Raw genomic sequence first — 25439 nt, 5'->3', positions numbered from 1 at the left:
TCTCCTCCCTATTGATGTTCAAGGCGCGCTTTCACCAGCATCACCTCGGTCTCATGGCATGTTTTGAGCTTGTGCCAGCGGAAATCGTCCATGTCAGCCTGTCGCCAAACCATCAGCGAAAAAACGCTCTGGTCAGCGCCAAGGCCCATGGTCCGGCCGGGCAAAATGCGGGCACTGATCCGGGCTTCAAAAGGCCCGGCTTCCGTGGCAGATAGCAAGTAATGCACCATATGAAACGCTGGCTCGTAGGCGACTTTGACGTAGATTTCGCTGCGATCAAATAGGCTTTTGCCTTTGGTCACGCCATCGCCAAGCGTTTCGATTTCCCATGTGCCAAAGGTCCATTGGTCCAGATTTTGCGGCGACGCCACAAAATCCACCACCTTGTCATGGGGCACATCAATCACGATGGAGGTGATATGGCTATCAAGAATGCTCATTGATAAAGCCTTCTGATTTGCCATCAATATTGGTCACCACCAAAATCTTCGCCGGGCCATCGCCCCCCGCCACATAGGCGTGGGCCATGCTGCCATCAAAATAAATGCTGTCGCCCTCATTGAGCAAAGTCGGCGAATAAAAGTCCGTATAAAAGATCAACTGACCTTCCAGTACATATAGAAATTCCTCGCCCGCATGGCTGGCCAATCCGCCAGCCTCTTCCAACGACTTTTTGGTCACCGTGTTGACGGCCGGGTGCATCTTCTTGTTGGCCAGATCCGTAGACAACACCTCCGCCACATAGCGCGCGGTCTCGATGGGCGGTTGCTCGCCTGCCCGCGAAATCGAGCGTACGCCCGTGCGCATCGGTTGTGCCGCCGCCTCAAAAAAGGCTGTTATGTCCACATCCAACGCCTGGCTAAGTATATAAAGATTGTGGGCACTCACAGGCGTCTGCTCATTTTCCACCCGCGACAAAGTCGCCTCGGAAATGCTGGTAATCCGCGCCAATTCGCTCAGCGAATATTTCTTGGCTTTGCGGAAGGCTTTCACCTGTGCGCCAACCTTTAAATCTTCAAAATTTGGCTTACGTGAGGGGTCAGTCGCCATTCTTTTGCTCCTTCTCGTCCGGGTGGCCGAATCCGCCACCGCCGGGCAATTCTACCACCAGGCTGTCGCCTGCGGGAACTAGGTGAATGCCTTTGCCCTTCAAAGCTGGCCCTGAACCCAAGTAGGCCTTACCCAACGCCCCTGGCTCGCCGCCTTCGCGGCCCGAGGCCGCGTTCTGCAACCGATCAAACGTGGCTGCCGAAATGGTAAAGGGTGCTGCTTCGCGGTTCGCCACTTCAATGACCTGCCCATGGCCGCCGCGATATTTGCCCTTGCCGCCACTGTCGCGCAAAATCCGCTTGCGCTTGAACCACAATGGACATTGGCTTTCGGTGATCTCCACCGGAATGGACCCCACGCCAGAAGGAAACGCCATAGCGTTCAACCCGTCCTTACCCGGCCGTCCGCCAATGCCGCCAATAGCCACATTCATCACGTTGAAGCGGCTTGTGTCTTTCAACTCGCTTGGCAGTGCATGGCCATGGGCAGAGGCCATTGCCAACACCCAAATGCTGCCCGCGCTTTCCGCCTGAACCCGGTTCGGCAACGCCTGTGCGAGGCAACCAAACACTGCATCAGGCAGCATTTGGCCGATCACATGACGGGCCGTAACCGGACTGGGAGATACCGGGTCGACGCAAGTCCCCGGTTCGCTAATAAGATCAAAACAGCCCAGCGAGCCTGCATTGTTCGGCACATCTGGCGCGATCACGGCTTTCAGGCCAAACACCACATAGGCTTGGCTATAGGTGCGCGGCGAATTTATTCCATAATTAGAGGCAGGCGAACTGCCCGACAGGTCGATGGTGATCTGATCGCCTTCCACCCGCAATTCGGTTTTGATGGTGATCGGGCTTTCATAGCCATCCAATGGCAAATCATAATGATAGACACCATCCGGCACCTCACGGATCGCCTTTTGTGTCGCCGCTTTGGAGGTTTCCAAAATATGTGCGGCCAAATCGTCCAGCCCATCGATCTGGAACTCTTCCATCATCTCGACCAGTCGATTGACACCCGTATCATTGGCGCTGATCAGCGACATCAAATCGCCGCGCACTTCCACTGGATTGCGCGTGTTCGCCAAAATCACACTGAGCAAATCTTCATTGAGCTGCCCTTCGCGCCGCAAATACATATGCGGCACCAAAGTGCCCTCTTCATAAATCGAGGTCGCGTCTGCCGAAAAACCGACGCCGCCCACATCGATAACGTGGCAGGTGGAGGCAAAAAGCCCGATCGCTTTGCCGTCGTAAAAGGCTGGTGTGACCACCACAAAGTCAAACAAATGCCCGGTGCCCATCCATGGGTCATTGCTTACCAACACATCGCCCGGCTTTAGCGTTTCCACAGGATAGCGTTCCAAGAAATGTACGACCGCATTGGCCATGGTGTTCACATGCCCCGGCGTGCCCGTCACCGCCTGCGCCAACATCGCCCCGTTCAAATCATAAACCCCGGCAGACAGGTCGCCCGCCTCGCGCGCCACAGCGCCAAAGGCCGTGCGTAGCAAGGACTGCGCCTGTTCTTCCACCACAGAAATCAGGCGGTTCCACATCACTTGGGTGCGAATAGCGTCATGAGCATTCTGGCGCATTAGACAGCCTCCTTGCGGGTCAAAATGATGTAGCTATGGGCGTCAATCTCTGCATCAAATTGCGAGGTGACAATGGTCGACGTCTCATGCTCTGCGATGATGGCCGGACCGGAAATCTTTGCACCCACTGGCAAATCAAATCGCCAATATACAGGTGTTTCCAACATCGTGCCCTGCGCCCCGTCAAATAATTCGCGATGGCTGCGCGGCGCGATCTCAGTCGCCTCGCCTTCACCAAATGTGGGCGATACCCCATCGTCAATTTCACACAACACGGTCACCGACCAGGTAACAATCTCGCTCGGCACATTGTCCAAGGTCACGCCATAGATGGCGCGATATTGTGTTTCGAACTGATCATGAATCCATTGCGCATCGGCAGCATCTAGCGTGCCTTCGGGCAGCACAACTTGAAGCTCGTGCCCCTGCCCCTGATAGCGAATATCTACGACGCGTTGCACCTGCACTTTGCGATCACCTGCGGCAGGGCGCACAATATCACCCGCCTCGCGCGCCATATCGTCAAGCATCTGATTGACCCGCTTCATATCCGGATGGTCCAGCACCATCGGAAAGCTGCGCGTCACTTCATAGGAAATCGGCGCCCGCAAAAAGCCGATGGCCGAGCCAACCCCGGCCCCGGCAGGCACAATCATTTTGTCGATCGACAGCTTTTCCGCCAGTCGGCAAAGGTGCAGCGGTGCCCCGCCGCCAAAGGCAATCATGGTACTGGCGGCAATATCGCGGCCACGCTCAATGGCGTGCACCCGCGCCGCATTGGCCATATTCTCTTCTACAATTTCCACCACACCAGCAGCTGGCCAAAATTCGTCCAACCCGAGGGGTGCACCAATCTGTTGGCCCAACACGTCCTTCGCTGCGTCTGGATAAAGCGGCAACTTGCCGCCTGCGAAATAGGCAGGATCGATTTTGCCGAGCACCAAATTGGCATCCGTCACCGTCGCTAATTCGCCGCCACGGCCATAGCTGACCGGCCCGGGTTCAGACCCGGCGCTATCCGGCCCCACCTTGATCCGCTGCATCGCGTCAATTCGCGCAATGGAACCGCCACCCGCGCCAATCTCCACCATTTCAATCACCGGAATGCGCACAGGCCAACCGGACCCTTTCGTGTCGCGATAGGTACGGGCAATCTCAAAATGTCGCGCCCGTTCGGGGACAGCGCCAGCGATCAGGCAAATCTTGGCCGTTGTGCCGCCCATATCGAACGACAAGACATTGTCCAAATCACATTGCTTGGCGATATGGCTGGCCAAAATCGCGCCACCCGCCGGGCCAGATTCGACCAACCGAATGGGAAATCGTGAAGCACTCTCCAGAGTTGTCAGGCCACCACCGGACATCATCAAAAATAGTGGCGCATCAATACCAAGGTCAGAAAGCTCTTTCGCCAACCGCGTGAGATAGCCTTCGATCAGCGGCCGCACCGAGGCGTTGGCGCATGTGGTTGAAAAGCGCTCATATTCGCGGATTTCCGGGCAAACTTCATGGGAGACACAGATAGTCACCCCCTCGCCCAGTTCACGCAGCACGATGTCTCGCGCACGCTTTTCGTGATCACTATGGGCATAGGCATGCAAAAAGCCGATAGCAACGGCCTCAACTTTGACAGCACGCAATTCGGCACAGATTGCCACCAGCTCATCTTCGTCCAACGCAGAGAGAATTGACCCATCTTGCGCCAAACGTTCCGTCACGCCAAACCGCAAGTCAGCGGGCACAATGGCGGGCGGCATATCGATCATCAAATCATAATGGTCGAAGCGCTTTTCATAACCCAGTTCCAAAATATCTTCGAAGCCTTTTGTGGTGATCAGCGCCGTTTTTGCCACCTTGCGTTCAATCAGCGCGTTGGTGGCCAAGGTTGTCCCATGCACAAAAACATCAATATCTCGTGGGGCGACAGCGGCTTCTTTCAGCACCACGCGCACACCATCCAAAAGGCCAAGCTCTGGATTTTGCACATTGGTCAACACTTTAGCGCTATGGCGCACGTCCCCCAGCTCCAGCACCACATCCGTAAAAGTGCCGCCAATATCTACCGCCAGTCGGACAGATTCTTCGCCTCGCATATGCGCCTCTTCCTCCTGAGCAACCACATCAAATGCAGTCACCCGCCCCACAAAATCTATTTATTTCATATTTGAAAGATTTTGCAATTGCAACTGTAAATTTGGCAGATTAACGTTGTTCACATTCATATGCGACAATTTGTCAATATATAAAGCATTGAAATATATTAATAATTTTTACCTCCATGTATTTTATGTTTAAAATTATTTGCTTCATATGTGAAATTCGGTTGACAGGTTATTTCAAGTATGAAACTTTTTTAAGCAAGGGGAGCGAGAGAAATGCAAGATTTGTCTGAATTGACACAACGCGCATCAGAGTTGGACGGAAACGACCCAATCGCGCACATTGTTGAAGAATATGAGCGGCCTGAGGGTTGGATCTTCTTTGACTCTAATTCTGTCGGCCCCGTGCCTAAAACAGCGCGCCCTGCAGCCAATGCTTTAATTGACGATTGGATTGCCTTGCGTCGCCGCGGATGGGCGGAACGTGATTGGGTGGATATGCCTGCCATTTTGGGTGATTTGCTTTCTCCTATGATTGGCGCGGAAAAAGGCACTACAGTTGTTTGCGACAACACGACCATCAATCTCTATAAGGCGACGGGTCATGCGCTGGCAGTTAATCAAGAACGCACGATTATTCTGACGCAAAAAGACAATTTCCCAACTGATATTCATGTTGTGCAGGGCTTTGAGCGCGCCAACCCCAGCTTGGAAGTGCGCTATGTAGAAACGGAAGAAGAAGCGCTTGCCGCCCTCTCTTCAGATGTTGCTGTGTGCACCTTTAGCCATGTTGGCTACAAGTCTGGCCAACGCTGGAACATGGAAAAATTCAACCGCGCCGCGCAGGCATTGGGCGTACTCACCATTTGGGATGTTTCTCACTCCGCGGGAGCTGTACCGGTTTTGGCACGCGAAAGCAATGCAGATTACATTGTTGGCTGTGGCTACAAATATCTCAGCACTGGCCCAGGCGGCCCTGCCTTTATTTATGTACGTCCAGACTTGAGCGAGAAAGCTTGGCCACCCGTTTGTGGCTGGATGGGACATGCAGATATTTATGCTTTTGCGGGTGATTATGAGCCGCACGGCGGCATCAGGCGTTTCATATCTGGAACACCGATGGTAGGTGCCAATCAGATCGCTCATTGCGCCGCCCAGATTTATCAAAAATTTGCTCCAAAAGACATTTGGGCCCGGCATGAAAGCCTGAGCAATTTCTTTATTGAGGCGCTGCAACAATCTTGCGGTGATCTTGGTGTCGAAATCGCCTCACCGCTCAATTATAATCAACGGGGTGGTCACGTGACCTTTAAGGCCCCCGGCGCAGGCCATGTGGTGGAAGCGTTGATTGACGCGAAAGTCGTCTCTTCCTTCCGCAAGCCCGACGCTATTCGATTTGGTTTGAGCCCGGTTTCACTTACCCACGCACAAGTTGTGGAGGCAGTGGGCCGGCTTCAAAAAATCCTCAAAGAGGAGATCTGGCGAGATCCGAAATACGCAAATGTCTCCGTTTAATCCGCGCGCACTGCAATAAAAAGACTAAAGCGCAGGATTGTGGGAGAACATCAAAAGGGAGAAGGACATTGAAAAAACCAATTTTAGCCGTTGCTTTATCGGCTCTACTTGCAGCTCAGGCGGGCTTTGCCGCGGCTGAAGACGTAAAAGTTGGCACTGTTATGGGCATCACTGGCCCATTGGCTAACTTTATTCCACCTATTCTGAACGCTGCCAAATTGGCTGAAGCCGATGTGAATGCCGGCGGCGGCATTTTGGGCGGTGGCAAATTCGAACTTGTTGTTGCAGACGGCCAAGCGGCGGCGCAGCCATCAGTTGATGCGGCCACCAAGCTTGTGAACCTTGAAAATGTGGCGGCCGTTATGGGTGCCCTTTCATCTGGGGCCACCATCGCGGCGGCCAACGCGGTCACCATTCCAAATGGCGTGTTGCAAGTGTCACCCACTGCCACCTCACCTGCCATGACCGATATGGACGATGGCGATTTCCTTTATCGCATCGTACCGAGCGACAATTATCAGGGCGAAGTGCTCGCCAGGATCGTGCTGGATGAAGGCATCAACAAAGTTGCAGTTGCTTATGTGAACAATGATTATGGAGTGGGCATTGCGGGCACCTTCAAAGAAAACTTTGAAAAGCTCGGTGGCACCATCACAGGCTATGAAAAGCACGAAGATAAGAAAAACTCTTATCGCGGTGAATTGGCAACTTTGGCCAATGGCGATCCAGAAGCGCTGGTTTTGATTGCTTATGCGGGCGGCAGTGGCGCGAAGATTGTAAAGCAATCGCTAGAAGCAGGTCTGTTTGACCGCTTCATCGGCACCGATGGTTTGCGCGACGATCTTTTGATCGAGCAAGTGGGCGCCGAAGCATTGGCCACCTCCTTCTTCTCAGCGCCAACATCACCTGCTGAAAACCCAGCGGGCGACGCACTGCATAAGCGCTTTGATGAGGTCTATGGCGAAGGCTCAGACAAGCCATTTGTTGATCAATCTTATGATGCCACCATGCTGATCGCTTTGGCGATTGAAAAAGCAGGCAGCACAGATCGTACCGCGATTAAAGACGCGCTGCGCTTTGTGGCCAATGCGCCGGGCGAAATTGTTGGCCCGGGTGAATGGGAAAAAGCTGTGAAGCTTTTGGCTGAAGGCAAAGACATCAACTATGAAGGCGCCGCTGGTAGCCATGAATTTGACGATAACGGTGACGTCGCCGGCTTCATCGGCAAGTTCGTAGTTGAAGGTGATAGCTACAAGCAAATCGCCATCTTCGAATAGTCAAACGCTTTGGTGCTCGCAGCCCCCTCTGCTGCGGGCACACTAAGGTCAGGACAAATCCATGATCGCTTTTGAGAACATCACCATGCGCTTTGGCGGCGTTGCCGCGGTGGATCAATGCAGCTTTGAAATACCAAGCGGCAAGATCACCGGGCTAATCGGCCCCAACGGCGCAGGCAAAACCACCGCCTTCAATGTGATCGCCGGGCACTTGCAGCCCACTTCCGGCCGCATCCTTTTGGAAGGCGAAGACATAACCGCCCTTCCAGCGCATAAACGGCAAGCCAAGGGCATTGCCCGCACCTTTCAATTGGCGCACGAATTTCACCGCATGACCGTGGTTGAAAATCTGATGGTGGCGGCCAAAAACGAGTTGGGCGAAAACATCTTAAATGCCATCTTCCGCCCGGGCCAATGCAAGGCGCAAGAACAAGCTGCCTATGACCGCGCCATGGAAACGCTGAAATTCCTCGAAATTGAACAGTTGAAAAACCAGCTGGCTGGCGACCTTTCCGGCGGACAAAAGAAGCTGCTGGAACTTGGCCGTGCGCTGATGCAGCACCCGAAAATCATTTTGCTAGATGAGATTGGCGCGGGCGTAAATCGCACCCTTTTGGGCAAAATTGCCGAAAAGATCATCCAACTCAACAAAGAGCATGGCTACACATTCTGCTTGATAGAGCATGATTTGGACTATGTTTCTCGCCTCTGCGACACCGTGATTGTGATGGCGCAAGGCACCCTGCTCACCACAGGCACCGTTGATGAAGTGCGCAAAGATGAGCGCGTCATTGAAGCCTATTTCGGTGGCGGAAAATATCAGGAAGCCGTATGAGCAACAAAATTCTCGATGTGCAAAACCTCACTGCGGGCTATGGCAAGCAAGCGATCATTGAAAACATCAATACCAATGTGAGCGACCAGCAAATCGTTGTGATTGTTGGCCCTAACGGTGCGGGCAAATCGACTTTGCTGAAATCCGTTTTTGGGCTCAATAACCGCATGGACGGGGATATAACATTTCACGGCCAGTCGATTTTCACAGCCAAAACATCCGAGCTGGTGCCCATGGGCATTTCCGCCGTGCCGCAATCGCACAATGTGTTTCCCACCCTTACGGTGGAGGAAAATCTTGATGTCGGCACATTCGCTGCCCCGCCGCAGGATAAAAAAGCAACCAAATCAAAAATACTCGACCTGTTTCCGGACCTAAAAGACAAGCTCGGCCAGCAAGCAGGCGAACTCTCTGGCGGACAACGGCAAATGGTGGCTGTGGGCCGCGCGCTGATGAGCGAGCCGAAACTGATCCTGCTCGACGAACCAACAGCGGGCCTGTCGCCCGCCTATTTGGAAGTCATTTTCGATTTGCTGCTGCAAGTGCGCGATAGCGGCGTGGCCATTTTGATGGTGGAGCAAAACGCCAAACAGGCGCTGCGCATTGCCGACTATGCCTATGTGCTGGTGAACGGCAAAAATGCCTATGAAGGCACAGGCGCAAAATTGCTGCAGGACGACGAAGTGCGCAAATCATTCTTGGGCGGAGGTGCGCCACAATGATGGATTTCATCAATTTCTATCTCATTCCCGGCATCACGCTTGGCTCTATTTATGCTTTGGGCGCTGTTGGCGTTTCCATGATCTTCGGCATTTTGCGTTTTGCCCATTTTGCCCATGGCGATTTGATGACCGTTGGGGCCTATTTCGCTCTCTCCGCCGTTTGGCTGTTGGGCATTCCCGCCCTCGCCGCCATTCCGATTGCGATGGCACTAACCTGCTTGGTCGCCCTTTTCGCGGATCGTGCCTTTTATAAGCCCCTGCGGCAATTGCCGACCATATACACGGTGATCGCCTCGTTCGGCGTGGCGCTCATTTTCCGTTCCGTAATCCAACTTTTGTGGGGCACGGAAAGCCAAGTCTATTCCGTCGGGTTCCAAAAGCCGATTGTGCTGTTCGATAGCTTGCGCATCGCCACCCGCCACATTCAAATCATCGCAGCCACGGCAGTCATCACCGTCGCGCTCAACTGGTTTTTACACCATACGCAAATGGGTAAAACCATGCGCGCCGTGTCAGACGATCCAGCGCTAGCCAGCGTCGCCGGGCTTGATCCGGAAAAGACCATCCGCTGGACATGGATCATCGGTGCGGGCCTTGCCGCCATCGCAGGCGTATTTGTTGGCCTCGATACAGATGTGCACACCATGATGGGGTGGAACCTGTTGCTGCCCATGTTCGCCGCCGCGCTGCTGGGCGGCATCGGCAAGCCCTTGGGTGCCATCGCGGGCGGCCTGATCATCGGCATCGCCGAAGAAATCTGTACCTACCCCATTTTGGGCGAGAGCCTGATTTCGCCAAGCTACAAGAGCGCGGTTGCGTTCGTGATCATGCTGTTGATCCTGATTTTCCGCCCCCGTGGCCTATTTAAAGGGAGGCTCCTCTAATGGAACTGAGTGGTATGCTTTTTTACCTGGTCTCTTTCTTGATCATGGGCGGCATTTATTCGGTGATCTGCCTGGCCCTCAATATGCAATGGGGCTTTGGCGGCCTGTTCAACGCAGGCATCGCAGGCTTTTACGCTGTCGGCGCCTATTCAGCCGCCATCATCACCTCCGCCAATTCAGCCAACCATGTGGGCGGGTTTGACCTGCCAATCGTCGTCGGCCTCATTGTCGCCGGCATCCTATCAGGCATTGTCGGCTGGGCCATCGCCCGCATCTGCGTGCGCTTAAAAGCAGACTATCTGGCCATGGCCTCCATCGGCATTGCTGAGATTATCCGCCTGGCCGTGATCAATGAAGAATGGCTCACCAATGGCAGCCTTGGCGTGTCGCGCATTCCGCGTCCACTGGAAGATTTCTTCACGGGCCGCGAGAGCGAACTAGTGTTTTTCATTTTCGTCTGGATCATCGTCGCAATCACCTTCTGGGTCGCCCATCGCCTGTATAAAAGCCCTTGGGGCCGCGTCATGCGCGCTATCCGCGACAATGAAGCCGCGGCGGAATCCGTGGGCAAAGACGTGCAATCTTTCCGCATCCAAAGCTTTGTAATCGGCGCGATCTTTATGGGCGTCGCCGGGGCGTTGAGTGCACATTATTTCAAATTCTTCAGCCCGGATGCCACCGAACCACTGCTCATTACCTTCCTTGCGTGGGTCATGCTGATTGCAGGCGGCAGCGGCAATAATAAGGGCGCTGTTGCGGGCGCACTGATCATTTGGGCCATCTGGTCGATGACCGAAATCATCACCCAGCAATTGCCACCAGATTGGGCCACCCGTTCATCCTATATCCGCATGTTGCTGATCGGGCTGTTCCTGCAATTTGTACTGCAACGCTTCCGCGCCGGACTGTTCCCGGAAAAAGCGCCGAAACTGAATGTGAAAAGCCATGGCTGAACGGAGCTTTGCCAAAGAAGTTGAGAAACTGCGCCTTGGAAATGGCGATACATTTCGCGGTGAAGGCATTTTGGCGATCACCAAGGCGTTGCTGGAAAATGGTGTGGGTTATGTGGGCGGCTATCAAGGCGCCCCCATCAGCCATTTGATGGATGTGTTTGCCGACGCGGAAGATTTGCTCAGCGAACTCGGCGTTCGTTTCGAAGCCAGTGCTTCTGAAGCCACTGCCGCCGCCATGCTTGCCGCTTCGGTGCATTATCCCATTCGCGGCGCAGTCTCCTTTAAGTCAACTGTTGGTACCAATGTGGCGTCAGACGCTTTGGCCAATCTCGCTTCAGGCGGGGTCACAGGCGGCGCGCTGATCATTGTTGGCGAAGATTATGGTGAAGGCTCCTCCATCATGCAGGAGCGCAGCCATCCCTTTGCGCAAAAAAGTCAGATCTGGCTGCTCGACCCTCGCCCCAACCTCCCGTCAATCGTTGATGCGGTGGGCCATGGCTTTGCGCTGTCCGAGGCCAGCAACACCCCGGTGATGCTGGAAGTGCGCATTCGCGCATGCCATGTGCATGGGCATTTTGACACCAAAGACAATGTGCCGCCGTCCTTCACCGTACGCGATGCGTTGGAAAACCCTAAGCGCAAAACGGACCGGATTGTGCTGCCCCCCGCCTCCTATCTGCATGAGAAGGAAAAGGTAGAGCAGCGCCTGCCTGCCGCCATCGACTATATACAAGAGCACAAGCTCAACGAGCATTTTGGCCCGGACCAGGGCGACATCGGCATCATCATGCAGGGCGGCATGTATAACAATGTGATGCGGGCCTTGCAGCGCATGGGGCTGGCCGATCTTTACGGCGACAGCAAAGTGCCGCTCTATGTCATGAATGTCACCTACCCGCTGGTGCCGGACGAAGTGGTGGACTTCTGCGCCGACAAAAAGGCGGTGCTGATGGTGGAAGAAGGGCACCCCGCTTGCCTTGAAGAAGCCGTTGCGGCCCTGTTGTTCAAACATAAAATCAAAACCGATTTGTCGGGTAAAGGCGTGCTACCACTGGCGGGCGAGTTGACGGGCCAGGTGATGCTAGACGGCCTGCGCAGCTTTATCACCACCCACGCCCCGCACCTGGTCAAGGATCAAGACCGCGCACCAAACGAGCCACAACTCCGACCACAGCCGGAGTTGGACGACACGGTGCCCGCACGCCCTCCGGGCTTTTGCACGGGCTGTCCCGAACGTCCCATTTTCGCAGCCACCAAACTGGTAGAAGAAGAACTCGGTCCGCACCACATTTCATCAGATATTGGCTGCCACCTCTTTTCCATTATGCCGCCCTTTGAAATTGGCGGCACCACGATGGGCTACGGCCTCGGCCCTGCGTCGTCCTCTGCACTCAATGCCAAAGGCGCGCGCCGCTCGATCAGCTTTGTTGGGGATGGCGGCTTTTGGCACAATGGCCTCACCTCCTCTATCGGCAATGCCTCATTCAATAATCATGATGGGGTGACGGTGATCGTTGACAATTACTATTCCGCCGCCACTGGTGGGCAGGATATTTTGTCGTCCCGCGCCAACAATAAATCCCGCAACACCAACAACCCCATCGCCAAAGCCGTCAAAGGCATGGGCGTAAAATGGGTGCGCGAAATCGACAACACTTATGATGTGGTCAAAATGCGCGAGACGTTGAAAGAGGCACTCACCACAGATGAGACGGGACCAAAGGTCATCGTCGCCTCCTCAGAATGTATGCTGAACCGTCAACGGCGCGAACGTCCACTCAAGGCAAAAGCCATCGCCGAAGGGCAAACCATCACCCAGCCAAAATTCGGCGTCGATGAGGACATTTGCACCGGCGACCATGCCTGTATGCGCCTATCCGGTTGTCCATCGCTTACTGTCAAGAAGCTTGATGATCCGCTGCGCGACGATCCCGTCGCCTATATTGACCAATCCTGCGTCGGTTGCGGCAATTGCGGCGAAGTGGCAGACGCGGCCATTCTGTGCCCCTCATTCTATAAAGCCGAGCGCATCCATAATCCGGGCACAGCCCACAAAATCTGGCGCACGCTCTCCAGTAGTTTTATGAGCTGGTTGCAGGCGCGACGCGACCGCAAATCACTGCGTTTTGAGGCATAATTTATGGCGCAGGATCAAATCATAAAATTAGCCATTCTCGCCGTAGGCGGCCAAGGCGGCGGCGTGCTCACCAATTGGATTGTTGATCTGGCCGAGCAGAACGGATGGGTCGCCCAATCCACCGCTGTGGCTGGCGTCGCCCAACGCACTGGCGCCACCATCTATTATGTGGAAATGGCCCCGCAGCAAGAAAAGCGCCCCATCTTCTCTCTCGCCCCCAGCGTCGGCGATGTCGATATTCTGATCGCGGCAGAGCTGATGGAAGTCGGCCGCGCCATTCAACGTGGCTTTGTCAGTCCCAACCGCACCTGCCTGATCGGCTCCAGCCATCGGCTGCACGCTGTGTCCGAAAAAATCAACCCAGGCGACGGGCGTGCTGAGGATCAAGTGATCTTTGATGCTGCCCACAAATCGGCACAGTCCGTGCTGCTGCACAATTATGATCGTCTAGCCATTCAGAATGGCTCCTATATCTCGGCCAGCCTGTTCGGCGCCCTCGCCGCCTCCGAAGCACTACCGTTCACGCCCACACAATTTGAAGCCATCCTCGAACTATCTGGTCGCGCCGCAGCCCGAAGCATCGCTGCCTTCAAGGCGGCGCTAAAGGCCGAACCACTTACCGCACCGGAACTGTCAGAGCAAACCTCCACTGCTGCCAAAGCGCAAGGTCCGCAAAAGCTGATGGCCCAATGGGATGCCCTGCAGCAGCGCATCGCGCAATTACCGAACGAATGCCAAGATATGGCGCTGGCAGGCCTCAAAAAGTCCATTGAATTTCAAGACGTGGCTTATGGCGAGCATTATCTGACAACGCTCGAGCGGTTCGCGCGAAAAGTGCCCGCCAAGCACCCCGATATTCTGACCGAACTGGCAAAACATTTAGCCAACGCCATGGCTTATGATGATCTGATCCGCGTGGCCGATCTGAAAACCAGGCGGCAACGCCTCACCCGCATTGAAAGCGAAGTGCAGTTGCAATCGGCGGACGGGTTAAAGTTGACGGAATATTTTCACCCGCGCGCCGAAGAGATTTGCGGCCTGATGCCGCCAAAGTTGGGTCGCTGGTTTGAGGACAGTCCCAAGCGCTTCGCCTGGCTGGACCGCCGCGTCAATAAAGGCCGCCGCATCCGCAGCAACGGGTTCTGGGGGTTCAGCACGCTTTATCTGCTGGGTGGCCTAAAATGGTGGCGCAAGCATACACTACGCGATCAGATCGAGCGCGATCACTGCGCCGCGTGGCTGGCAGAGATTGAACGGCACCTTGCTGATCATCCTGATCTTGCGCTCGAGCTCATCAAATGCCGCCGTCTAATCAAAGGTTATAGCGACACGCACCATCGCTCATTGAGCAAGTTTGCCCGTATCTTCGAACATTTGCCGCTGGTCGCTAACTTACCGGATGCTGCAGATTGGGTTCGCCGTTGGCGTGATGCGGCATTAATGGACGAAAATGGCGACGCCCTAGACGGTGCCATCAAAACAGTTGAGATAGCCCTGAAAGGTCCCCCGGACGCCTGATTTCAATGCTCCGCATAATGTTTATTACGGGACATTTTGCCGATGCCGGGATTCATGGAGTTTGTTGGATCTAACTCTTTATAGAAATTGGCCAAATCCGGTTTTGCCTTATAAAGATGCCCAACATTGTGCTCAGCCGGATATTCCGAGCCGCGTTGATCTAGAATATCCAACATTGCGGCCTTGATTTTCGCAGGGTCAGCGCCCTTTTTCACGATGTAATCTTGATGAAGCACGTGGCACATAAAGTGACCATAATAGAGCTTAGCAACAATCTGCTTGCTAATGTCCGCAGGTAGTTTCTCAAACCAATGTTTGTCATTTCGGCGCAGGGCAATATCAAGTGCGATTATGTCACCCGCCTCTTTAGGGTGCACATTCAGATAGCGGATTGCTGCTCCCGCGGCTGCAAATCGATGCAAGCCGACCATTTTGGCTTCACGCGGGTTACATTCGAAGAAATCCAGCTTGCCTTGTGCCTTCAAACTTTCCAGCAAAGTTTGTGCCTCTTCAATTCCGCCATCATGCATTTTCAAGATCAAATGGTGCGGATATTTCTGCCGAAATTCGCGTGATCTTTTGGGCAAAATTTCTGGCCAGAACCGCATGGCAAACTGCAAAAACTGATCGGTAAATTTGGAGAGAAACGGAATGTTTTCCAACCATGCATCAACAGTGCCTTTAAGCGCAAAGAATTGTGGCAAGCGTGCTGTGCCCAGCTTATCGATCATCACCATTGTGTCTTTGCCATAGTCGGCCGCGATGTCATATGCCTCGGCATGCATATATTCTGCACTTACAGGCAAGGTTTTGAATTCACTCAAAATCGCACGCCGCAGATCGGTGAAAACATCTTCATCCTTGGTGCCAACATAGAATGTCTTCTCGCGCGCATAGCTTGGAAATGTATCCACGCGCACCGCAAAAACCGCGAGTTTACCCGCACAGCCGGATGCACCATAAAGCCTTGATTTATCCGCATTAAAACGCGCAGGCGTATCTGCGTCCACATCACGGACAATCTTCACATAATCGCTGGCAGACGCGCTACGGTGATCCGCAACCACGTCGGTCTCATCAAATTTGCCCTGCTGCAAACGGGTGAGAATGTCTTCCGGGCTATCGCCCAGCTCAACGCCCAACTCATTGACCAAACTAAGTTGCCCATTCTCATCAATTTGCGCGTAGAGCGATAGCTCCGTGTAAGCCGGGCCGCGCTCAACCAGCGATCCGCCAGAGCTGTTGCACACGCCGCCAACAATGGAGGCACCGATGCAGGATGAGCCAATCACCGAATGCGGTTGCCGCCCCATCTCACCAAGCTGCTTTTCAAGATCAAATAAGGATGCGCCGGGAAAGCTGATCACCTGATCGCCATTTTGAATAAATTGCAGTTGGTTCATCCGCCGCGTGCTCACCAGAATAACGTTGCGATCATATTGACCTTTTGGCGTCGACCCTTCTGTCAATCCGGTGTTGGCCGCTTGCATGATGATGATCCGATCAGCCGCCACGGCAACTTGCAAAATCTGCCAAAGTTCCAACAAACTACCGGGGATCACCACCGCCTCAACCTCGCCCTCACCCGAGCGAAAGCCTTTGCGAAATCGCTTGGTGGCGCGTGGGCTGGTTTTCACATGGCGATTGCCAACAATATTCTTGAGCTGCGCCACAACAGACATAGGCTATCCAATTTAATCTTATGAGCTTGAATTGCCCATAAGTTACAATTTGACCGCAGTAATTGCGATATCAATTTCAACTATTTCGCCAAAAATGGACGGATTGCGGCTGGAGTGTGCAGCTTAAAGCACTGCCCCAAACCGCCAGGGGATAAATTCATCGTCGCCATAACCTAATAGTTCGCTTTTGGTGCGTTGGCCGGAGGCATAGGCTAGGATGGCGTTGAATATCTCTTCGCCTAGCTCGTCAAAGTCTTGGCGCCCGTCTAAGACCGTTCCGCAATCTAAGTCCATGTCGCCTTCCATGGTGGTGAAGAGCTCTGAAGTGGAGGCAAGTTTGAAGCTTGGGGCGGGTTTTGCGCCGAAGCATGAGCCACGTCCTGTGGTGAAGGCGATCAGGTTAGCGCCAGCAGCGATTTGTCCGGTGGCTGACACGGGGTCATAACCCGGGCTATCCATAAACACCAATCCCTTGTGGGTGATCTGCTGCGCATAATCATAATATGCGTTTAGCGGTGTCGTGCCTGCCTTGCTAACTGCGCCGAGTGATTTCTCCAAAATTGTGGTCAATCCCCCGGCTTTGTTGCCGGGCGATGGGTTGTTGTCCAAACTGATGCTGTTTTCCCGGGCATGGTCTTGCCACCACTTCACGCATCCCATTAACTTCGTTTTGGTTTCCGCACTTGCGCCGCCGAGCAGCAGCGGCTCTGCACCCAAAATCTCAGGTGTTTCGGAAAGGATAGCCGTGCCTCCTGCTTGCACCAATAGATCAACGGCTTTTCCAAGTGCCGGATTGGCACTGATGCCGGAAAATCCATCTGAGCCACCACATTGTAAGCCAAGCATTAAGTGTGATGCATCGCATGGGGTGCGGTTTGAATTTTGATTGAGATTAGAACAAATTGGCTGCAAAGCTTTGAGTGCTGATTCAACTGTTTGCGCGGTGCCACCCGTCTGCTGCATATTGAAATAAGTTAGCTGTTCGCCATTTTGGCCCGCCTTAGCATAAGCACCAATCTGGTTCACTTCACAGCCCAACCCGATCACCATCACGGCGCCAAAGTTTGGGTGGTCGATATATCCTTTCAGTGTCCGCTGTAGCAGATCAAATGACATGTCGTAATTGGCCATGCCACAGCCAGACTGATGCACAATTGGCACGAAGCCATCGATATTCGGGAATTCAGCTAATAGCTCTTTGTTCGCCCGTTCCGCCACAATGCGGCACACGGTGCCAGAGCAATTGACCGTAGATATGATGCCCACATAGTTGCGGGTGCCCACGCGGCCTTTTCCCCGATCAAAGCCTTGAAAACTGTGTTTTTGTGATTGCATCTTTTGGCTTGTTGACGGCGCAATTTCGCCCATTGCGCTGGCCAAGCTGTCGTCAAACGCCAAATTATGATCGTGCACCCATTGTCCGGGGACAATATCAGCACTGGCCACACCGATTGGCCGCTGAAACTTCTTGATCACTTCGCCCGCCTTAAATGGCAGCAGCGCAACTTTGTGCCCCTTCAAAATCCGATCCACCGCATTTAGATCAGCGGTCAATGGCTCACCTTTTTCAATGCGCGCTAAAGCAATGCCCAGCCCGTCGCCGAGCGGCATCAATTTTTGAGAAATTCTCATGATAGGTCCTAGGCTTTTATTTTCTCGAGAAGAGCGTTGCGAAAGATGTCCGACTGCGACAGGTCAGCGCCAAAAATCTCCTGCCGCGCCAGCACCAGCTCAGCGAGATGCTGCAGATCGCCATTGGCAGTGCGTACATCTTGCTCCAACGCCTGACGCATCGGATCATTCAATGGGCCGAAGGTTTGCCCCTCACCTGATTGGCTTACAAATTTGACCCAAGCGGCAACCGCTTTGATCAAATGGCCAAAGGGCTGATTGGCAGCCATGCGATCTCTGATTGTGTTCAGCAATCTTTGCGGCAGTTTTTGGCTGCCATCCATCGCAATTTGCGCCAACTTGTGCGCCATGCCGGGGTTTTCAAACCGTTCGATTAACTCGTCGCGATAGGCATGCAAATCAAATGAATCCGGCAAATCAAGCGTTGGCATAATTTCATCAGTCATCATGATGAGGACATGGGTTCGCAATTCATCATCGGCGATGGCTTCAGCCACAAATTCATGTCCCTTGAGCAGTCCGGCATAGGCCAAGAAAGAATGGCTACCATTGAGCATGCGCAACTTCATGTGTTCGAACGGCGTCACATCAGCCACCATCTCAACGCCCACGCTTTCAAAGGAGGGACGACCCGCACAGAAATTGTCTTCAATCACCCATTGGCGGAAGGGTTCCGTGACAATCGGCCATTGGTCTTCAATATCGGTCGTGGACTTCAACAATGCGCGGTCAGCATCCGTTGTAGCGGGCACAATGCGATCCACCATCGTGGTTGGGCAAGTTACGTTTTCCTCGATCCACGGTGCCAATTTTTCATCAAGCAGATGGGCGAATTCAATAATGATCTTTTGGACCACCCGACCATTTGAGGGCAGATTATCGCAAGATAGCACTGTGAATGGCCCTGCTCCGCTTTCCATGCGCCGCCGCAGTGCTTCAACAATCAAGCCCGGCGCGCTGATCGGTTCACGCGAATTTGCGAGGTCTTTCACAATGTCCGGATGGCTCTTGTTCAACCGATCCTGCGCGGCATCATAGCAATAGCCTTTTTCGGTGATGGTGAGCGACACGATTTTAATCTGCGGGTCTGCCATTGTTGCCAACAATGCTTCGCGCTCCACTGGCGCAACAAGCACGCGGGAAAGGCTACCCATCACACGAATGTGGGTCGAATTCCCCTCTTTCACCATCAGGCTATAAAGCCCGTCTTGCGGGTTAAGCGCGTCTGCCGTGCTGGCACTGCGCAGAGACGCGCCGACAATGCCCCAGGTGGGCTCATCCGTCAAAATATCATCGATAAAGGCAGCTTGGTGCCCACGGTGAAACGCGCCAACGCCCAGATGCACAATGCCGCTTCTGATGGCATCGCGATCATAATTTGGCGTCTGCACATTTTTCAGCGTCGCAAAATTTGATTGAGTGAGTTTCATTTATCGCGCTCCAAATGAACGGCTGTGATCAAGTCCCGCGATCACACCCCGCAATTCGGCTAGCCCCTTCAAGCGGCCAATGGCGGTATAGCCTGCGTTTACGCCTTGCTTGTCCAAATCATCCAGCATCTGGTGGCCGTGGTCAGGTCGGAACGGGATCTCAGCAAAATCGCTGAATTCTGCCTGTTTTCTGCGCGTTTCTTCATTCAGCAATTGCGTAATCACGCCCGGCATATCCACATCAGATTGCAAATGATTGCCTTCATAAAAGCTCTCAGCATCCTGCTCACGCACCGTGCCGCGCAAATGGGCGAAGTAAATTCTGTCTGCAAATGTTTTCGCCATTGCCACCAAATCATTGTCTGCACGCACGCCAAAACTTCCCGTACAGAAAGTCAATCCATTGGCTTCGCTTGGCACCGCTTTGAACAGTACTTCAAGGTCAGCGGCAGTAGAAACAATACGCGGCAAGCCGAGCAATGGCCGTGGCGGATCGTCTGGATGCACCGCCATGCGCATCCCCAATTCGTCAGCAACGGGAATCACTTCGCGCAAAAAGCTCACAAAATGATCAAACAGATCGGCTGACGTGATGCCCTTATATTGCGCCAGTTGGGCTTTGAAACTTTCGAGCGTGTGTCCGCCAGAAGTGCCCCCTGGAAGCCCCGCCACGATGTTGAGGGAAATCGCTTCGGCTTCATCAGGGGACAAACTTTGGAAATAGGCTTCAGCCGCTTCAATCCGATCCGAGTCATAATCATCTGCAGCGCCATCTCTTTTCAGGATAAAAAAATCAAACGCGGCGAACGCAGTTGCATCAAACCGCAGTGCTTTTGCGCCGTTCGCCAGCGCGAAATCCAAATCGGTACGTGTCCAGTCCAAAAGCGGCATAAAATTATAACAGATGGTTTTGATGCCAGCTTTGGCCAAGTTGCGCAGCGTGTCTTTATAGGCAGCGATATGTGCGCCTGCCTCAGCGCTGCCCACTTTGATCGCGTCAGAGACTGGCACGCTTTCCACCACGCTCCAGCGCAACGGTGCCTCTGGATGGCTAAACTGCGCCACGTGACTTTGATGCTTTTCAATCTCCGCATCGGTCCACACCTGCCCTGCTGGCACATGGTGCAAGGCAGATACAATTTCAGTGGCCCCCGCCTGCTGAATATGGGGCAACGGAACCGGGTCAGCTGGTCCATACCAGCGCCATGCTTCTAACATATCAATGCTCCACTCACTCGCGGCTAATTGTTGAGAATGGACAATAAGCCCAAGGAAAATGCGGGAATAAAGGTGACCAACAACAATACGATCACCATGGCCATGTAGAAAGGCATCAGGCTTTTGATGGTGTTTTCAATCTTCACCTTGCCGATCCCGCACCCGACCATGAGCGAGGTGCCGACTGGCGGCGTGCACACGCCTATCCCCAAATTCAAAATCATGATGATGCCGAAATGGATCGGGTCGACGCCAATTTTCAGCACGATTGGTAATAAGATTGGAGTCATGATCAAGATCAGAACACCCATATCCATCAACATGCCCAGCACCAGCAGCAACAGATTGATCAACAGCAAAATCACGATTGGGTTTGACGACATGCCCAAAATGAATTCGGCCAAAATGGTCGGCACTTTTAGGTAAGACAGCAAGAAACCAAATGCGGATGATGTCATGATGATCGACACGACCATGCCCAGCGATGACAGTGTTGAGGACATGATGCGGCGCATTTTTGTGCGATCCATGGTGCGATAAATAAACACTGTCACCAACAGCGCATAAACCACGGCCACAGCAGCAGATTCAGTAGCGGTGAAAATGCCCGCAATGATGCCGCCAATGATGATCACAATGGTGAACAGGCCAATGGATGCACGGCTCATAATGCCGATGCTTTCTTTAAAGCCATATTTGTCGCCTTTTGGGTGATTATGGCGGATCGCCGCAATCCAGCACAGCACCATCAACGAAACGGACAGCAAGATGCCTGGCACATAGCCAGCGATAAAAAGCTGGCCAATCGGAATGCCCCCAGCGGCCAAGGCATAATAAATCATGTTTTGGCTGGGCGGGATCAGCACGCCCTGCACCGATGAGGTCACAGTAACTGCCACGGAATATTCTGAGCTATAGCCTCGCTTTTTCATGGCTGGGATCAAAAACGATCCGATGGAGGCCACGTCCGCCACGGACGAGCCAGAAATGCCGCCAAAGAAGGTGCTGGCCACCACATTGCCTTGCGCCAAGCCGCCTCGGAAACGGCCTACCAGCACATCGGCAAATTTCACCAACCTGTCGGAGATGCCGCCTTCGGTCATGATGTTGCCGACAAGAATGAAGAACGGCACGGCAAGGAAGGTAAAGCTGAACAGGCCATTGACCATGCGTTGGCCGATCATCATCAATGGCAGGCCCAAATATGTCGCGGTGATCACCGAGGATAGCCCAAGGGAGAAGGCCACCGGCACCCGCGCAAACAACAGGCCCAAAAAGCTGCCCAGCAATAGAAAAATACCGATAGTTTGTTGGGTCACGCGCTTGTGCTCCCCTCTTGAAAACCAGGCAAATCGAGTGAATTTGTGATCAGATTTGCAATCACGTTGAGGCAGATCAGAGCACCGCCTGCAAGCGCACTCATGTAAAGGGTAGATTTCGGGAAACCAGACGCAGGCAGCTTCACCGCCCCTGTCAGCTCTGTTAGTTTCAGACCGGAATAGATCAGCACCAGCGCGAAGATAAATGCCGCCACTTGCGCGGCAATATCGAGGAAGCGCGCTATGCGCGGTCCGGCTAAATCCCGGAAAAATGTGATGGCGATATGTTGGTGGCGACGCACGCAAATTGCTGCGGCGATCATGCCATACCAAACCAAGCAGATCATGGCCGTTTCTTCAGACCATTTTGTGGGATTGCTGAATACATAGCGCATCACCACCTGCAAAAAGGTGACGCACACGATCAATTCAAGCAAACGGTGGCACACAAATTCGGCCACAGCATTTATGCCATCTATTGTTTTTGCAATCATGATCATTGATTTGCCTCCCCTCCGCATAAAATGAGGGCAAGCACAGGCCTGCCCTCACTCATTTTACCATGAATTATTCAGCGTCAACTGCGCGAATTTTTTCAATCAAGTCAGAAAGATGCGGGAATTCATCATAGATTGGCAAAATGGCTTCTTGGAATGGGCCATTGTCAATTTCTGATACGGTTACGCCCGCTTCTTCAACTTTCGCCCGCGCTTCGTCATTGGCGGTGAACATCAAGTCACGCTCATAAACAGCTGCATCTTTCGCCGCTTTTGAAATCGCGTCCTGATCTTCTTGTGACAAGCTGTCGAACTTGGCTTTGTTCATGATCAAAATGGCTGGTGGGCTCAAGTGACCATCAATCACATAGTTGGCCGTCACTTCATAATGACCAGAGGTCAGGAAGCTCACAAAGTCGTTTTCCGCACCGTCAATCACGCCAGTTTGCAGGCTTGAATAAACTTCACCATAGTTCATTGGTGTTGGCACGCCGCCAAGCAGTTCAACCATGCGGATTGAAATTGGGGAGCTTTGCACCCGAATTTTCAAGCCCTTCAAATCATCGATTGAATTGATCGGTGAACCTTCGCGGGTATAGAAGCTGCGTGAGCCCGCTTCCATAAAGTCAAAGCCAACAATGCCTGTTGCTTCCATGTCTTTGCGCACTTGTTGGCCGATTTCACCGTCCAACACCGCATATTTATGCTCTTTGCCTTTAAAAATGTAAGGCAAGGTGAACACGCCGACAGATGGTGACACATTGGCCAACGGCACAGTGTTTACCCGCGCCATATCGATGATGCCCAATTGAGTTTGCTCAATGGTTTCCACTTCCTGGCCGAGCTGCGCACCTGAATAGACTTCAACTTTCACGCTACCGTCAGAATATTCGTCCACCAATTTGGCGAAATGGTGCATCGCCACGGTTACAGGGTTGGATTCTGGCTGGTTTTCTGCCAAGCGCAAAACGGTTTGTGCATTTGCCAATGTGGCGCTGCTGAACAGCAATGTTGCCGCCATCATTAGGCTGCTTTTTGTGATCATTTTTGACATAGTTTCCTCCTCACAATCACGATAATTCACGTTCAATTTTGTAGGGGCCCACATAGGCGCGTTTCACCGCAAGGCCCGTCGAATGGCGCTGCCATTCCACAAAATTCTGTTCTGTTTTTGAGCTTAAGTTCTCCGGCTGTTTGCCGAGCACTTTCAAAGGGTTGGTTCTGGTCATTGTCAGCACATTCGCGAAGGAATAGCCATACCAATCCATCACATTGCGCACCATTTGATCCATTGTGGTGGATGAACCGGCAAGATATTTGGAACCCGGAATGCGCACTGTGCCACCTGCATCGCGCTCCACCTCAGCTTCGCCGAGCGTGTAAAGCCCAGTTGGCATTTCCGCCCCTGCCGCTGACACAGCGTCAGTCGATAGAATTGACCGCTCCACGCCTTTGGCCCGCAACATGGTTTGCAATGCGCTTTTGGTCACATGGATGCCGTCTGCAATGAACATTGCAAACAGCCGATCTTCAGCCAGTTGCCAAAAGAGTGGATTTTCCGTTTTGTGCATTTGCTGCGGCAAACCATTGCCCAAATGGGTACAGAGCATTGCCCCGGCAGACGCTGCATCGCTCACCTGCTTGCCATTGGCGGCCGTATGCCCCAGCGACACGCAGATATTTTGCGCCACCAATTGGGGGATCAGGGTCAACACGCCTGTCACCTCAGGGGCTACCGTCACCAGTTTGATTTTACCATTGGCAGCCATTTGCAACCGCTCATAAAGCGCGATGCGGGCTGGCCCCATATGGTTGGCATTATGGGCACCTGAAAAACCATCTTGTGGGGAAAGGAATGGCCCTTCAATGTGATAGCCCAGCACCATATGAGGGCCAAGTTTTGATTGGTTCACTGCCTGTTCAAGCGCAACCAGTGTTTGCTCCAAATGTTCGTCTGCCCCGGTGATCAGGGTTGGCAAAACCGATGTCACCCCTGTCAGCGCCAGTTGCGCCAACGCCAAATCTAGCTGTTCCGCTGTGATCGGCGCGCGGTTGAAATCCACACCCGCAAACCCATTCACTTGCAGATCAATCAGGCCATAGCTGAGCACGGCTTCGTCCACTGAAGCCGCACAAGCCTGTTCCGCCTGCTTTTGCAGTAGTGCCAGATCAGCATTATGGGGCGCGATTTGGGGCATATGAACCATTTGATCAGCCACTTATGCTGCGCTTTCGCTCAGTTTGCTGGCCGCAGCCGCATCCAAAAACACATAGGTCTGATCATGCGTCTGCATGATTGATGCTGGACATAGATTGCTCACAGGTCCTTCCACAGCGCCCTTCACTGCGTCCGATTTACGTTCATCTGGCACGGTGCAGATGATCACTTTCGATTTCAAAATTTGACGCACGCTCATAGAAATCGCCTGCTCTGGCACAGCGGCAAGATTTTCGAACCAGCCCTCTCCAGCCTGTTGCTGGCGACACGCCTCATCAAGCGTCACGATCATATATGGCACTTCGGTTTCGAAATCTGCTGGCGGATCATTGAAGGCAAGATGGCCATTTTCACCAATGCCAACAAAGGCAACATCAATCGGCGCCTCGGAGATCGCGGCGTTAAGCGCCTCGATCTGCCGGTCCATATCTGCAGCTTGACCATCAATTGCGTGGAATGTTGCTACCGCAGGCACCTTGGCAATAAAGCGCTCGCGCAAATAGCGCACAAAGCTTGCGCCATGATCTTCGCCAACGCCGACATATTCATCCAAATGGAAGATGTCGCATTTGGCCCAATCAATATCTGGCGTCTGCACCAATGCTTCCAGCATTTCGAATTGGCTTGCACCGGTCGCCAAAATAATCCGAGCATGGCCTTTTTCGGCAATCGCTGCGCGGATGGCTTTCACCCCCGCCTCTGCTGCCAATGCGCCATTTTGTTTTTTGGTGTCAGATATTGAAATTTTCATGGCTACTCCTTATTTATTTCCATCTTCGTAATTAAATACATTTTTGTCAATAAATAAAAATCGCGCTCATGAGTTTTTTTTTGAAAATTTTCGCTGCATAGTGAG

Annotated in this window: 21 protein-coding genes; 8 read left to right on the top strand and 13 right to left on the bottom strand. The window is 53.2% G+C overall.

Annotation, left to right across the window (positions count from 1 at the left end; translation table 11 throughout):
* Window positions 1–8: 8 nt before the first annotated feature.
* Genes ATL17_RS00245 through ATL17_RS00230 form a run of 4 tightly spaced genes read right to left on the bottom strand, consistent with a single transcriptional unit; the run spans window position 9 to window position 4782 of the window.
* The gene (locus tag ATL17_RS00245; RefSeq protein WP_133570783.1) at window positions 9–440 is read right to left on the bottom strand and encodes an SRPBCC family protein; all 432 of its coding nucleotides are present in this window, start codon (window positions 438–440) and stop codon (window positions 9–11) included.
* The gene (locus ATL17_RS00240; protein WP_133570782.1) at window positions 427–1050 is read right to left on the bottom strand and encodes a helix-turn-helix domain-containing protein; all 624 of its coding nucleotides are present in this window, start codon (window positions 1048–1050) and stop codon (window positions 427–429) included. The genes ATL17_RS00245 and ATL17_RS00240 overlap by 14 nt, the downstream gene beginning before the upstream one ends.
* On the bottom strand, window positions 1040–2647 hold the full coding sequence (locus ATL17_RS00235) for a hydantoinase B/oxoprolinase family protein (protein WP_133570781.1): 1608 nt from the start codon (window positions 2645–2647) through the stop codon (window positions 1040–1042). Before ATL17_RS00235 ends, ATL17_RS00240 begins: the two co-directional genes overlap by 11 nt.
* The gene (locus ATL17_RS00230) at window positions 2647–4782 is read right to left on the bottom strand and encodes a hydantoinase/oxoprolinase family protein (protein ID WP_425462411.1); all 2136 of its coding nucleotides are present in this window, start codon (window positions 4780–4782) and stop codon (window positions 2647–2649) included. The genes ATL17_RS00235 and ATL17_RS00230 overlap by 1 nt, the downstream gene beginning before the upstream one ends.
* 240 nt (window positions 4783–5022) lie before the next feature.
* Between ATL17_RS00230 and ATL17_RS00225 the strand changes: the two genes are divergently transcribed.
* From ATL17_RS00225 to ATL17_RS00190, 8 genes are all read left to right on the top strand, one after another.
* Entirely contained in the window at window positions 5023–6261 is a 1239-nt protein-coding gene (locus tag ATL17_RS00225; RefSeq protein WP_133570780.1) for an aminotransferase class V-fold PLP-dependent enzyme, read from the top strand.
* A 68-nt stretch (window positions 6262–6329) separates the two neighbouring features.
* Window positions 6330–7538 (top strand): ABC transporter substrate-binding protein, encoded by a 1209-nt coding sequence (locus ATL17_RS00220; protein ID WP_246028600.1) that lies wholly within the window; start codon window positions 6330–6332, stop codon window positions 7536–7538.
* 61 nt (window positions 7539–7599) lie between these two features.
* Window positions 7600–8373, top strand: a complete 774-nt coding sequence (locus ATL17_RS00215) for an ABC transporter ATP-binding protein (protein ID WP_133570779.1) — start codon at window positions 7600–7602, stop codon at window positions 8371–8373.
* On the top strand, window positions 8370–9095 hold the full coding sequence (locus tag ATL17_RS00210; RefSeq protein ID WP_133570778.1) for an ABC transporter ATP-binding protein: 726 nt from the start codon (window positions 8370–8372) through the stop codon (window positions 9093–9095). The genes ATL17_RS00215 and ATL17_RS00210 overlap by 4 nt, the downstream gene beginning before the upstream one ends.
* Complete coding sequence (locus ATL17_RS00205; RefSeq protein ID WP_133570777.1) at window positions 9092–9979, top strand: branched-chain amino acid ABC transporter permease; 888 nt, start codon at window positions 9092–9094, stop codon at window positions 9977–9979. Before ATL17_RS00210 ends, ATL17_RS00205 begins: the two co-directional genes overlap by 4 nt.
* The gene (locus ATL17_RS00200) at window positions 9979–10932 is read left to right on the top strand and encodes a branched-chain amino acid ABC transporter permease (RefSeq protein WP_133570776.1); all 954 of its coding nucleotides are present in this window, start codon (window positions 9979–9981) and stop codon (window positions 10930–10932) included. Before ATL17_RS00205 ends, ATL17_RS00200 begins: the two co-directional genes overlap by 1 nt.
* Complete coding sequence (locus tag ATL17_RS00195) at window positions 10925–13069, top strand: thiamine pyrophosphate-dependent enzyme (RefSeq protein ID WP_133570775.1); 2145 nt, start codon at window positions 10925–10927, stop codon at window positions 13067–13069. Before ATL17_RS00200 ends, ATL17_RS00195 begins: the two co-directional genes overlap by 8 nt.
* Before the next feature lie 3 nt (window positions 13070–13072).
* Window positions 13073–14587, top strand: coding sequence for an indolepyruvate oxidoreductase subunit beta family protein (locus tag ATL17_RS00190; protein WP_133570774.1), 1515 nt, complete (start codon window positions 13073–13075; stop codon window positions 14585–14587).
* A 2-nt stretch (window positions 14588–14589) separates the two neighbouring features.
* Here ATL17_RS00190 and dld read toward each other — a convergent pair whose 3' ends face one another.
* From dld to ATL17_RS00145, 9 genes are all read right to left on the bottom strand, one after another.
* Window positions 14590–16269, bottom strand: a complete 1680-nt coding sequence (gene dld / locus ATL17_RS00185) for a D-lactate dehydrogenase (RefSeq protein ID WP_133570773.1) — start codon at window positions 16267–16269, stop codon at window positions 14590–14592.
* Window positions 16270–16392: 123 nt separating this feature from the next.
* Window positions 16393–17901, bottom strand: coding sequence for a UxaA family hydrolase (locus tag ATL17_RS00180; protein ID WP_133570772.1), 1509 nt, complete (start codon window positions 17899–17901; stop codon window positions 16393–16395).
* 8 nt (window positions 17902–17909) lie between these two features.
* A complete protein-coding gene (locus ATL17_RS00175) occupies window positions 17910–19331 on the bottom strand; it encodes a mannitol dehydrogenase family protein (RefSeq protein WP_133570771.1) in 1422 nt (473 codons plus the stop codon).
* Window positions 19332–20549 carry a mannonate dehydratase gene (gene uxuA, locus ATL17_RS00170; protein WP_133570770.1) on the bottom strand — a complete coding sequence of 406 codons (1218 nt, stop codon included), beginning with the start codon at window positions 20547–20549 and terminating at the stop codon, window positions 19332–19334.
* A 23-nt stretch (window positions 20550–20572) separates the two neighbouring features.
* Window positions 20573–21868: a TRAP transporter large permease gene (locus ATL17_RS00165; RefSeq protein ID WP_208111090.1), complete on the bottom strand. Its 1296-nt coding sequence runs from the start codon at window positions 21866–21868 to the stop codon at window positions 20573–20575.
* Entirely contained in the window at window positions 21865–22368 is a 504-nt protein-coding gene (locus ATL17_RS00160) for a TRAP transporter small permease (protein WP_166638827.1), read from the bottom strand. The genes ATL17_RS00165 and ATL17_RS00160 overlap by 4 nt, the downstream gene beginning before the upstream one ends.
* Before the next feature lie 67 nt (window positions 22369–22435).
* Window positions 22436–23419, bottom strand: a complete 984-nt coding sequence (locus ATL17_RS00155; protein WP_166638826.1) for a TRAP transporter substrate-binding protein — start codon at window positions 23417–23419, stop codon at window positions 22436–22438.
* 16 nt (window positions 23420–23435) lie between these two features.
* Window positions 23436–24572: an N-acetylglucosamine-6-phosphate deacetylase gene (locus tag ATL17_RS00150; RefSeq protein WP_166638825.1), complete on the bottom strand. Its 1137-nt coding sequence runs from the start codon at window positions 24570–24572 to the stop codon at window positions 23436–23438.
* 12 nt (window positions 24573–24584) lie between these two features.
* Entirely contained in the window at window positions 24585–25334 is a 750-nt protein-coding gene (locus ATL17_RS00145; RefSeq protein WP_133570767.1) for a glucosamine-6-phosphate deaminase, read from the bottom strand.
* Window positions 25335–25439 lie beyond the last annotated feature (105 nt).

This window comes from Maritalea mobilis, from assembly GCF_004363175.1.
In the GTDB taxonomy this organism is placed as follows: Bacteria; Pseudomonadota; Alphaproteobacteria; order Rhizobiales; family Devosiaceae; genus Maritalea; species Maritalea mobilis.
This window is presented reverse-complemented; position numbering and strand designations above follow the sequence as displayed.